The sequence below is a fragment of the Anaerocolumna sedimenticola genome (genome assembly GCF_009931695.1).
Taxonomy (GTDB): domain Bacteria; phylum Bacillota; class Clostridia; order Lachnospirales; family Lachnospiraceae; genus Anaerocolumna; species Anaerocolumna sedimenticola.
Genome location: NZ_CP048000.1, coordinates 2854071 through 2866441 on the forward strand (window position 1 = coordinate 2854071; position 12371 = coordinate 2866441).

The following is a 12371-nucleotide window of genomic DNA, read 5'->3' on the forward strand; positions in this document are numbered from 1 at the left end:
CTATTTTGCAAGTCCGGATTGCATTATAGGGCCTGATATACTCTGGATTTGGAAGATACTGCGGGCAGAAACTTCAAAAGCATATTGACATATGAGCGCTTACTATTTATAATGATGATTGACTTAAAGAATATTGTCTTATGAAAAGTTAATATTTAAATTTTCTAGGGTTCCGCAGTTTCACTGGCCTGTGACCAAGAGAGAATTCGCAGCCTAAGATAGCTGTGTCACGGAAGGATAAAAGCCTGGGAGATATCAAGATGATATCTTTCAGGCTTTATTTATGTTATGGAGGTAAAAACATGGCTTGGATCTATTTGATCATCGCGGGTATTTTTGAAGTGATTTGGGCAACAGGGCTAAAATACTCGGAAGGATTTACAAAATTAGTACCATCTTTGATTACTCTGGGAGGAATGGCAGTCAGCTTTTATTTATTGTCACTTGCGACCAAAACGCTCCCAATAGGCACAGCATATGCCATTTGGACAGGGATCGGCGCTTTCGGTGCAGTGCTTCTTGGCATTGTCCTATTCAATGAACCTGTCAGCATCTGGAGAATTGTATTCCTCGGTCTCATAATGGTAGGGATCTTGGGGCTGAAGCTTACATCTGCATAAGCTTAGCTGAACTTTGTATTGATCAGAGCTGCCAAGACATTGGATGATTGCATTCCAAGAGCGAAATATCATATTCTGCCAGGTCAAGGCCACGACGTCGCCCCTGACACCATTGCTCCGTTATGAATCGAATGCTTCAACGGCTGAGAGGACAGTGTATTTATGGGGTGGGTCATAATTGACCCGGCGGGTATTTGTGAATAGAATAAGATTTATCAATGCATTTCTTACTGCCGCCAAGGTCCCACCGGGTCCAAGGGGCTTTTTTGTGCAGCAATTTTCATTGGGATTACGAACGTAGAGAATAACCAAAAACGCTTGGGCTCGGCGTAAATAAATTTTTAAATTTGTAATGATTAATAAATGATACGATTTATATTGACCAATGGTCAGCAAAGTGGTATTATTATATTGACCGATGGTTAGTATAGTTATTTGTTTAGGAGGAAAATCCCATGCCTTTGCAACTTTATGATAAGGAAAAAATTTTGGATGCTTGTTTTGATGTATTTGCCCGATATGGATATGCTAACACCTCAACTACAATGCTGGCGGACGCAGCGGGTATATCCAAAGCACTAGTCTTTCACCATTTTAAGAGCAAGAAAGAGCTGTATCTTTGTGTTTTGGACAGATGTTTCGAAAAAGGAAAAATTGAAATGGGTTTTGATACCCTTTTGGAAAACCAGGATTTTTTTGAAGCGAAAGAAAAATTCAGTATGATCAAATTCCATTATTATAAAAGTAATCCCAACTTAATGAGAATTATAAAAGAAGCTTTTTATGCGACACCGGATGAACTTAAAATTGAGATTCAAGATAAGTATGGAGTGCTGCTTGCGAATAATGAAAAAGAATGGAAGCGTTTATTTCAAAAGGTTTCTCTTAGAGAAGGAGTGGATCGTGAGCAGGCTTTCAGACTGGTCATGCTTACGCTGGATTATTTCGATAACAAGTATTTATCGGATGCAGAGAACAATGATGATTTGGAAGAAACGTATCTTCGGGACTTTCTTGAGGAGAGGAACAGTTTTCTTTCTATGATACGATTTGGAATAGAAAAGTAAGAAAGGGGTATATTTATGACAAATATGGTAAAAAGCTTTCAAGAGTTGACGCCTGAGCTTCAGACCTTTGCAGGTGGAAAAGGCGGTATGCTGTCTAGGATGTTCCAGGGCGGATATCCGGTACCGGAGGGTTTTGTTATTTTGCCATCGGCGTTTCAGGGAGAAAAGCTGAATGAGAAAGCATGGAGCGAGATATTGCTTTTTCTTAACGCAATAAGAAAGAACAAGGAAAGAGCATTATTCGCGGTAAGATCCTCTGCTTTAAGCGAAGACTCGGCTGGAGCTTCCTTTGCAGGAGAGTTTGAGACGGTTCTTAATGCAGGAACGGATGAAGAGATACGGGAGGCCATCTATACGGTCTTTCGATCAAAGCAGTCGGAAAGAGTAAAAGTATACAGCTCTGTTCAAGGTATTGAAGAGTCTCATCAAATTGCTGTTGTTGTTCAGTTGATGGTGCCGTCTGAAATTTCCGGGGTTTTGTTTACTGCCGATCCTATAACAGGGAGTTTCGCAAACATGATCGGCAATTATGTGCATGGGTTAGGAGAGCAGCTTGTTTCCGGAGAAGCAAATGCGTATGATTTTAAATTAAGCAGGCCGAAGGGAAAATATGACGGTCCTGGTGAGCTTAAGGAACATGCCGCTAAGCTGTATCAATATGCAGTAAAGCTTGAGAGGGAAGTGGGTAGCCCCCAGGATATCGAATGGGCTGTGGCAAAAGGAAAGCTCTATCTTCTCCAGGCAAGGCCAATAACGACCTTGACTCCAGGAAATCTGGATACCTATGAAATAAATGAGAGTTTGACAGGAGATACCCTTTGGGTAAATACAAATGTGGGAGAAGCAATCCCCGATGTTGTTACACCGCTCACATGGAGTTTAGTAAGGGCTCTGGATATTGAATCCGGTTTTGTACCAGGATACTATTTGTGGTCGGGTAATATTTGCGGAAGAATATACTCAAATATAAGCCAAAGATTATCTGCTATCACTGCAATGTATGGGAGTGTAAAATTGGGTCTGAAAATTCTAGGTGAAGTATTCGGACAGATACCGGAAGGGTTAATAATTCCGGTTCATCCATTTTCAAGAATGGATGTAATAAAAGCAATGTTACCTGGAATCAGATATTACTTGAAAAAGAATCGGGAAATTGCAAAAAACATATCGCAATATATTCAGGATACGCCGGATTGGTGCAGAAAAATGAAGAAAACAATTAAGAAACTAAACACCAAGGAAGAATTACTGAATTTATGGAAGTATGAACTGGAGCCCTATAATAAAAAAGCATGGTGGGGGCTGATTGTCAGCGGAAGCAAAGCTGTCCTTAGCTTAACCTTGAGTAAAAAGCTTACAAAGCTGGTGGGAACCGAAGATGCTAACACCCTTTTATCCAACCTAAGGGGAAGTTCAGAGCTGGCAAGTCTTGGACCGGTCTTAGGTATCTCAAGGGTACTAAAAGGTGAAATGAGCCGTGAGGAGTATTATAAGCAGTATGGTCATCGAGGCCCCCACGAATTTGAATTATCCATGCCAGATCCATCCGAGGATGTAAACTGGCTGGAAAGGCAGATTAAGGAATTTGAAGAGTCGGATGTTGATGCAGACGAGCTTTTACAGAAACAGCATACTCAATATGAGACTGCCCGTAAGAGATTTGCTGAGCGTTTTCCAAATAAGGTAAAATGGCTTAAAAAGCAAATGGCTAAAGCATCGGATGGTGCCCGTATCAGGGAGGCAGCACGATCTGAATTTGTAAGGGTTTTCAGGGTCATCCGAACCTTTGTAATCAGGGCAGGTGAACTTACAGGAATAGGAGAAGATATGTTTTTTCTCTACATGAATGAAGTGGAAGACCTCTTGTCTGATAGAGAAGTAAAAGTAAACTATATTCCAGCGAGAAAAGCGAACTATGAAAAATATAAAGCGCTGCCTCCTTTTCCATCAGTTATTCGGGGACGCTTCAATCCATTTGAATGGGTGAAAGAGCACAATAGAAGAATGGATTTCTATGATTCAACAATGTCAATAGTTATAGCATCCGATTCTGAAATGCTTAAGGGTTTTGCTGGAGCAGCAGGCAAAGTAGAAGGAATCGTACGTATCCTGGCAACACCTGAAGAAGGCGAAAAGCTTCAGCCCGGGGAAATTTTAGTTGCAACAACTACTAATGTAGGTTGGACTCCTCTTTTCCCAAGAGCTGCAGCGGTAATAACCGATGTAGGTGCTCCCTTGTCCCATGCTGCTATAGTAGCCAGAGAATTGGGTATTCCTGCGGTTGTGGGATGCGGCAATGCCACTTTAAGGCTCAAGACGGGAGACAGGGTTATTGTCGACGGTGGACAGGGTATCGTGCATATATTGGTGTAACTTAAGGTTTAGGCGGCATCTTTTTTATATCCGCAAGGCTACAGAGATAGAGAGCAGAAATTCAGATTTCTGCTAAATGTAAATATGTTACCCATTACATAGTGATTGGAGGAGAAGGCTATGCAAAATAATTTAAGCAATGAAACATTAAAAATCATTAAACAACGCAGGAGTATATTTAGGGCGTGTGTTTTCCCTGACAGGGAGCATCATATCTCTGGCTATGCCCATTGGATTAATCCTATCCGGATTTTTTGCTGACAGAATCGGTATAAAATCATTGGTTTCTGATATCAGGTATTTTAATTATCGGTATCGCTGTAATGTGTCCGCTGGTAACCGAAGTTAGGAAATTAGATTAATAAGTTGTATCAATAAAGAAAGCCTTGAAGCACATCAAATGTGTACCTTCAAGGCTTTCTTTTTTATTTTCTTGGTTCATATCTAAAGTAATGGTTTCGCGTACAATGAGAAAAAATAAAAATATGTATATTGGATTACCTACAAAAAATTATAAATACCCCTTGACCGAATCGGTTACAAGTGATATTATATTTGTAACCGATTCGGTTACAAATATTTAAGGATGTGATTATTTGGAGAGTTTTTTTAATCTAACAAAAGAGAAACAAAATATAATTATTGATGCAGCTCTTATATGCTTCGGTACAAACGGTTACAAAAAACTTCCGTCAGCGATATCGCTGCCGCAGCGGGGATTTCAAAATCATTGGTGTTTCGTTACTTTGGCACAAAAAAGTCTTTATATTTATACCTAATTGATTTATGCACCCATATTATCATGAATGAACTCGATGAAAAGTTTGATGATACGGTTACTGATTTCTTTGCCAGAATTAAGATTGCAACCGGCATTGAAATTTCGATTATGAGAAAACACCCTGCGATACTTTCCTTTTTAAGTTGTGTGTATTTTGAAAATGATGATGAGGTTAAAGCGGAGATAAAAGCTATTCTTGTTAATAGTGAAAGTGAAAGTTTGAGCAGTAAAATTGCTTTTGAAGGTACTGATACTTCAAAATTTAAGGATGACATTGATCCAAAGCTTGTTATGAAAATAATTAATAAGCTTGTGGATGGGTACTTAAGTAAAATGCCAATTAGAACAGGGATACACTCTGATGCTTTATGCGAAGAAATGGATGCTTTATGCAAAGAAATGGATGAATGTATAGATCTATTTAAAAATAATTTTTATAAGGAGAAATATTTATAGAGTATAGTCTGATTTGCCAAATTTCTTTTTATTAATAAATAAAACGAGAAAAATAGAAGGGGGAATATGTATGAATTTGTATGTACTTGGTTTTCAGGAAATCGATAAAACAAAGCTTGCGATGGTCGGGGGTAAAGGCGCCAATCTGGGGGAACTATCCAGGATTAAGGGGATACAAGTTCCAGAGGGCTTTTGCGTTACTACGAAAGCATATCAAGAAATGATTGGGAATAACCAGGAGTTTCATTCACTGCTGGATCAGTTATCCCTGCTAAAAGCAGACAACAGGGAAGGTATTGGTGAAATCAGCGCAAAAATCCGTAAGGTCATCGAAGGAATAGCTATTCCAAAAGACATTGATGATGAGATTACCCTTTATCTTACCAGGTTTGGCGAAAAAAATGCTTATGCCGTACGTTCCAGTGCTACAGCTGAGGATCTGCCGACAGCCTCCTTTGCAGGACAGCAGGATACGTATCTGAACATCATCGGAAAAGAAGCCATACTGAAACACATCAGTAAGTGTTTCGCGTCGTTGTTTACCGATCGTGCCGTGACCTATCGTATCCAAAACAGTTTCGACCACAGCAAAATCCACTTGTCCGTGGTCATCCAGAAGATGGTTTTCCCGGAGGCGGCTGGGATTATGTTTACAGCCGATCCCATTACTTCCAACAGGAGGGTTGTATCCATCGATGCAAGTTTTGGACTCGGTGAAGCTCTGGTCTCCGGTTTGGTAAATGCAGATAACTATAAAGTACGTAATGGCAAAATCGCTGATAAGAAGATATCCACTAAGAAGCTGGCAATCTATGCCTTAAAAGAAGGAGGAACTAAGGAGCAGAAGATCGAAGCTAAACGTCAGAATATGCAGACGCTGACAGACGAACAGATTTTACAGCTTGGACGTATGGGCAGAACGATTGAGGCTTATTTTGGACGTCCGCAGGATATCGAATGGTGTCTGTATGAAAATAAGTTCTTTATCGTCCAGAGCCGTCCCATCACCACCCTTTACCCCATACCGGACGAGCAGGATGGGAAAAACCATGTGTATATGTCTTTCAGCCATCAACAGATGATGACGGATGCCATGAAACCATTTGGGTTATCCTTTTTTCAGCTACTATCTGACGAGTTTCCACTATTTCAAATCGGCGGAAGGTTGTTCTTCGATATCGCCCACGATATGGCTTCTTCCACAGGACAAAAGATCGTGCTCATGGCTGCGGGTAAAATGGATCCCCTTATGCATAATGCGATCAAGAACATTATAAAGCGAAAAGCCTTTATGAAATCATTGTCACGTGGTAAAAAAGCTTTCAGTATGGGTTCAGGGTACTTTTCATGGGCACTGCTCGTTCAGTTTATCAAGATATACCACAGCAATGACAAAAGCCAGGTCCATACTCTAATGTCACAGAATGAGGCCGCAATTCATGATCTACAGCAAAGGATTGAAAAACTGTCCGGAGACGAGCTGTTTGTCTTCATTTTAGAAGTAAATAAACAATTAAAAGAAGCTATGTCCGGTCCACAAAGCATGGGAACGGTTTTTGCCGGGATATATGCTGTGACTTGGATTAATAAGAAAATGGAAAAGTGGCTGGGAGAAAAGAGCTCGGCAGATTCCCTTTCCCAATCGGTATCTGGCAATGTTACATCCGAAATGGGGCTGGCGCTATTGGATGTGGCAGACGTCGTCCGGCAACATCCGGCGGTGGTGGAGTATTTGGGGCATGCCAATAATGAGACTTTTTTTGAGGACTTGGCCAAGTTGGAAGGCGGCAATGCTGTCAGCAAATCCATAGGGGTGTATCTTGAAAAATACGGCATGCGCTGCCCCGGCGAGATTGATATCACGAGGCCTCGTTTCAGTGAACAGCCGACCGCTCTCGTTCCCATGATTCTCAGCGACATCAAAAACTTTGAGCCGAATACTCGTAACACCATATTTGGACGGGGCCTGCAGGAAGCAAAACAGAAAGAACGGGATCTCTTAAACCGTTTGGAACAGCTGCCCGGCGGAAAACAAAAGGCCAAAAAGACAAAGAGGATGATCAGCCGTTTGCGCAATTTCACCGGCTATCGGGAATACCCGAAATATATCATGGTCGGGTATTACTGGGTCATCAAGCAAGCCCTAATGAAGGAAGCCGATAAGCTCGTGCAAAAGGGGGTTATCCGGGAGAAGGAGGATTTTTACTATCTGTCTTTTGAGGAACTCCGGGAGACAGTACGTACAAACCGGCTGGATTACAACATCATAAGGTCGCGAAAAGAGGAATACGAGGTCTATGAGAAACTGACACCACCGCGGATATTGACGTCCGAAGGCGAGGTTGTATCCGGTGAATACGATACCGGTAAAATCCCCAAAGGTGCTTTGGCGGGCATACCCGTTTCATCCGGAACCATCTGTGGCCGGGCACGGGTTATTTTAAAAATGGAGGATGCCCACATAGAGGACGGTGATATTTTAGTCACTGCATTTACCGATCCCAGTTGGACACCGGTGTTTGTATCTATCAAAGGTTTGGTGACGGAAGTAGGCGGGATGATGACCCACGGTTCTGTTGTTGCAAGGGAATACGGTTTACCGGCTGTAGCAGGCGTGGAAAATGCTACCAGGATGATTAAAGATGGGCAAAGAATTCGGGTAAACGGAACAGAAGGGTATATAGAAATCCTTTAAGGTGCAAAAATACGATACAAGGGGAATTTATTGTTGCTAAATTCTCATTTCATAATATATCACGGAATTTTTAATCCGGGATATATTATGAAATACAATATGGTGCCTCATATGACATATTTCTCATTCCAAAATTAATTACAGCCGTAAACCCGGTAGTAACCTTGTGGATATCCGCAAACAGGGCATATTTCGGGAGCACATATTCCGCTTATTATATTACCGCACCCCATACAAATCCATAAATTTTCACGATCTTTGCAGAACAGACGGTTATTTTCCATATCTTCCACAATGGTTTGTAAAGTACTGTAATGATTCAACTTTATATTTGCAATTCCATTAAATAAAGAGGCTAACTCATTAAAACCTTCTTCTGTTGCAATATGGGAAAATTCACTATATAGATCATTTGCAACAGAGCTTTCTCTATTAGCTGCATCTACTAAATTTTGAAAGGTACTGGTATCTCCATCGTTAAGTATCCGGCGTAATCTTTCGCCTATAAATTGAGCATTTCTGGAGAACGTCTCAAAAATACTGCTGATTTCCAAAAACACCTCTTGATCGGAACGTTTCCTATAAAGCCCATATAAAGCATCAGTTCTTAACTCATTTTCTAATGCAGTCTGCAGGTTAAGATAAGTCCTACTGTCTTGAAATTCCAAAATATCTCCTTACAATACTTCTATATTAGTTTGCTATATAGTATGTATTTCAGATGATTTTTGTGTATTTGCAAAAACCGTTGGCGTATAGTATAAGTAGTTTCCCAAAGTACATTGCACTTCTATAACAGAGCCCGAAAAACGGTATGTTTTTTCGAAATAATGAAGAGGAATCTCAGATTGAAAGGGAAAAACGAAAAGGTTAAAAAGACCTATAATAATAATTTACAAAAAAAAACATATAATTAATATAAATTGATAAGTCGAGGAATCCATGATTATACATGTAGTAAATTCCGGTGAAACAATTTATTCCATAGCAGCGTATTATAATGTGTCGGTAATGAGATTAGTAGAGGATAACGGGTTAATCAATCCTGAGCGTCTGGTTGTCGGGCAATCCATTGTAATCGCATATCCTGAGCAGATATATATAACGCAGGAAGGAGACACCTTGGATAGTATCACCAGAGCATTTGGGGTTACCATAATGCAGTTACTGAGGAATAATCCCTTTCTTTCAGACAGAGAGGTTATTTATCAGGGTGAGACGATCGTTATTAGTTATGAAACACAGGGCAATGTCTCCATAAATGCATATGCCTATCCGTTCATAGACGTGAATATACTTAGGAAAACACTGCCCTTTTTAACGTATTTAACGATATTTAATTACAGAACCATTGGTGCTGGTGAAATTGAAGGAGTTGACGAAACAGAGATTATCCAAATTGCTAAAGATTATGGTGTTGCTCCCCTCATGTCTTTATCTACCTTAACATACCAGGGAACAAGCGATAGCGGAGTTGTGTATAATATCTTATATAATAATGAAAATTTAGAGAAGCATATTAATGCTATTTTAACTATCCTAAGAGAAAAAGAATATTATGGTTTAAATATGTCATTAGTATATTTAAATCAGGAAAACATGCCGGCTTATGAAAATTATATAACCAGGTTATCCTCACGCTTAAAAGCAGAGGGATTCATGTTATTTATTACCATAACTCCGAGAATCGTCGTAACTCCCAATGAAATAACTTATGAAAGAATGGATTATACGGTTTTGGGTCAGTTGGCGGATTCTTTTCAAATTCTATCCTATGGCTGGGGTACCTTTGCAGGTCCGCCTTCTGCAACAACACCTGCCTTTTTATCAAATCTGCTGCTTGAGAATGCGGTTACCATGGTACCTCCTGAAAAAATATATACTGGAATCTCTATTATCGGATACGATTGGCAAACTCCATATGTAATAGGTGTTTCCAGGGCTAATGCACTAAATACTGATGCAGCAATTGAATTGGCCTTACTGAACGGGGCAACCATTCGGTTTGAAGAAAATTCCATGGCTCCGTATTTTGAATATTATAGTTCCGCTGAAGGGATACAAATCAGGCATATTGTTTGGTTTAGCGATGCGAGAAGTGTCGATGCTTTAATAAGGTTTATACCGGAATTCGGCATTCAGGGTGCCGGAATCTGGAATATAATGAGCTATTTCGCTCAAATGTGGCTGGTGATAAATTCCCAATATAATATAAACAAAGTATTTCCTGAATTTTAGAAAGGATTAAGGCATTATCAGACTGATAGATCGAATGGCGAGCCAGTTGGATGAACGGTGGTGAGAGAGGTGGTGCTGAACAATCAGCTTCCTGCCTCTTTTTTCCGCGAAAGCAAAGAGAGACTTCAGTAATGATACGGAAGCAGACAAGCGGGATTATTTATCTATATATGAAATATAAAAAGACAATGATATAAGTTTAGAAATAAATAGGAAAATATCTTAAAACGAATAATAATAAGAATAGGTACGCATATATTTATTAATGACATCTATTTGTCGGAGTTGATGACTTTGGACCAGAATTGCAGAGAATTTGTTCTAAGCGAAGATTATGCTGAATTTATCGTAGAAAATGGGCCAACTCTTGAAAGCTTTATGGCAATGCAAAATGCCTGCAGTGCTCCCATTAATGATACACATGCAGTTGTATACGTTCCGATAGCAAGCCTGCCTGCGAATTTAATTCAATTATACGGATACAGTATTTATCCAAATTGTTTTGGTTTATTGGATACCGGCAGTCTGGAGGCCTCCGGTGTTAACAGAATCCGGAACTTACCCGTTCTGGATTTTAGAGGGCGGGGTATATTAATAGGAATTATTGACACGGGAATAGACTATCGGCATAGTGCGTTCAAAAATGCTGATGGAACATCAAAAATAATTTCTATATGGGATCAAACGATTCAAACCGGTTCGTCACCGGAGGGTTTTTTCTACGGAACAGAATACACCCAGGAGCAGATAAATCTGGCTCTTCAAAATACGGATCCTTTATCCGTGGTACCCAGTGTTGATGAATATGACCACGGTACTTTTCTGGCAGGGATTGCTGCTGGTACTGCCAATGTAGAAATTAATTTTGACGGGGTTGTTCCTGATGCAGAAATTGTGGTTGTTAAATTAAAACAAGCCAAACAATTTATACGGGATTTCTTTTTTATTCCCCGGGATGCCGTGTGTTATCAGGAAATTGATATTATGTTTGCGGTAAATTACCTGCTCAGTATTTCCAACAGGTTAATGAGACCATTATCAATCTGTATCGGATTTGGAACCTCTCAAGGCGCCCATGATGAACGCGGTGCATTAAGCAGTTACCTTTCTGATGTAGCTGACACTGCAGGCAGAGCAGTTTCAATTGCCGGAGGAAATGAAGGAACCAGCAGACATCATTTTCAGGAAACGATTTCCCGCGGAACCGAGTCTGTGACAGTTGAGTTAAGGGTAGGACCAAACGAAGGCGGGTTTTCCATGGAATTATGGGGGAATGCTCCCAGTACTTTTTCTATTGATATCCTATCCCCCACTGGAGAATTTATTCCCAGGATTCCAGCCAGGATTGGAGAAACCAGAGTAATTCGTTTTATTTTTGAAGCGACCATAATTTATCTCGATTATCAGGTAATAGAAGCGCAAACCGGAGACCAACTTATTCTGATGCGGTTTAGCAGTCCTGCGGAAGGTATTTGGAGATTTCGCGTATATTCCAATATTGATCTGGACTCTCATTTTCACATCTGGTTACCAATGTCAAATTTTATCAGTGATGCAACTTATTTTACCCAGTCAAGCCCGGAAACTACTTTGACTTCTCCGGGAAATACCATTATTCCCTTAGTAGTAACTGCCTATGACTACACAAATCAAAGCCTTTATCTGAATGCCAGCAGGGGGTTTACAAGAACGAATAACATAAGCCCTGAATTGGCTGCACCAGGAGTTAATCTCATTGGACCGGCCCCGGATAACAGTTATAGGACTGGTAACGGTACCAGTATCTCGGCGGCTCATGCAGCCGGAATAGCAGCCATAATATTAGAATGGGGTGTTTCACAAAATGTATTATATGATAGCGTAGAAATTAAAAACTTTTTGATACGTGGTGCAACAAGAGATCCCAATATTAGCTATCCTAATCCGGAATGGGGATATGGAATTATAGATATATACGATGCATTTAGGAGTTTAAGAGAAGAGGTAATCGGTTAATAATACCCCTTTAAATTGTACTATTTATATCGGTTTCTTTGAAAATTTAATTTTTCCCTCTTTATTATAGCACATAAAAATTTGTAAAGATAGACTATTTGTTCTTTTGTGCTGATGTTATAATTCTATACACATTTATAAGAATT

At 40.0% G+C, this 12371-nt stretch carries 8 protein-coding genes, 1 pseudogene and 1 riboswitch; of the genes and pseudogenes, 8 read left to right on the forward strand and 1 reads right to left on the reverse strand.

The window, feature by feature from the left end; translation table 11 throughout:
* The first annotated feature begins 153 nt into the window (after nt 1–153).
* A riboswitch (guanidine-I (ykkC/yxkD leader) is annotated at nt 154–254 on the forward strand.
* A gap of 48 nt (nt 255–302) precedes the next feature.
* The 6 genes and pseudogenes from sugE (at nt 303) to ppsA (ending at nt 7992) form a co-directional block, all read left to right on the forward strand.
* Nucleotides 303–620 carry a quaternary ammonium compound efflux SMR transporter SugE gene (gene sugE, locus Ana3638_RS12645; RefSeq protein ID WP_161838348.1) on the forward strand — a complete coding sequence of 106 codons (318 nt, stop codon included), beginning with the start codon at nt 303–305 and terminating at the stop codon, nt 618–620.
* Between the two features lie 455 nt (nt 621–1075).
* Complete coding sequence (locus Ana3638_RS12650) at nt 1076–1687, forward strand: TetR/AcrR family transcriptional regulator (protein ID WP_161838349.1); 612 nt, start codon at nt 1076–1078, stop codon at nt 1685–1687.
* A 15-nt stretch (nt 1688–1702) separates the two neighbouring features.
* Entirely contained in the window at nt 1703–4060 is a 2358-nt protein-coding gene (locus Ana3638_RS12655) for a PEP/pyruvate-binding domain-containing protein (protein WP_161838350.1), read from the forward strand.
* 175 nt (nt 4061–4235) lie between these two features.
* Nucleotides 4236–4422, forward strand: a pseudogene (locus tag Ana3638_RS12660) (MFS transporter); the annotation flags it as partial.
* A 296-nt stretch (nt 4423–4718) separates the two neighbouring features.
* The gene (locus Ana3638_RS12665; RefSeq protein ID WP_330587557.1) at nt 4719–5297 is read left to right on the forward strand and encodes a TetR/AcrR family transcriptional regulator; all 579 of its coding nucleotides are present in this window, start codon (nt 4719–4721) and stop codon (nt 5295–5297) included.
* A 70-nt stretch (nt 5298–5367) separates the two neighbouring features.
* Entirely contained in the window at nt 5368–7992 is a 2625-nt protein-coding gene (ppsA, locus tag Ana3638_RS12670; protein WP_161838351.1) for a phosphoenolpyruvate synthase, read from the forward strand.
* A 134-nt stretch (nt 7993–8126) separates the two neighbouring features.
* On the opposite strand, the gene Ana3638_RS12675 is transcribed toward ppsA, so the two are convergent.
* Nucleotides 8127–8660, reverse strand: a complete 534-nt coding sequence (locus Ana3638_RS12675; protein WP_161838352.1) for a rubrerythrin family protein — start codon at nt 8658–8660, stop codon at nt 8127–8129.
* A 274-nt stretch (nt 8661–8934) separates the two neighbouring features.
* Here Ana3638_RS12675 and Ana3638_RS12680 point away from each other — a divergent pair, with 274 nt between their 5' ends.
* The gene (locus tag Ana3638_RS12680) at nt 8935–10230 is read left to right on the forward strand and encodes a LysM peptidoglycan-binding domain-containing protein (protein WP_161838353.1); all 1296 of its coding nucleotides are present in this window, start codon (nt 8935–8937) and stop codon (nt 10228–10230) included.
* 294 nt (nt 10231–10524) lie between these two features.
* Nucleotides 10525–12225, forward strand: coding sequence for a S8 family peptidase (locus Ana3638_RS12685; RefSeq protein WP_161838354.1), 1701 nt, complete (start codon nt 10525–10527; stop codon nt 12223–12225).
* The last annotated feature ends 146 nt before the right edge of the window (nt 12226–12371 follow it).

Excerpts from the sequence above, each read along its gene's own strand:
- sugE (WP_161838348.1), top strand. The coding sequence starts at position 303 with ATGGCTTGGATCTATTTGATCATCGCGGGTATTTTTGAAGTGATTTGG.
- Ana3638_RS12650 (WP_161838349.1), top strand. The coding sequence starts at position 1,076 with ATGCCTTTGCAACTTTATGATAAGGAAAAAATTTTGGATGCTTGTTTT.
- Ana3638_RS12655 (WP_161838350.1), top strand. The coding sequence starts at position 1,703 with ATGACAAATATGGTAAAAAGCTTTCAAGAGTTGACGCCTGAGCTTCAG.
- Ana3638_RS12665 (WP_330587557.1), top strand. The coding sequence starts at position 4,719 with ATGCTTCGGTACAAACGGTTACAAAAAACTTCCGTCAGCGATATCGCT.
- ppsA (WP_161838351.1), top strand. The coding sequence starts at position 5,368 with ATGAATTTGTATGTACTTGGTTTTCAGGAAATCGATAAAACAAAGCTT.
- Ana3638_RS12680 (WP_161838353.1), top strand. The coding sequence starts at position 8,935 with ATGATTATACATGTAGTAAATTCCGGTGAAACAATTTATTCCATAGCA.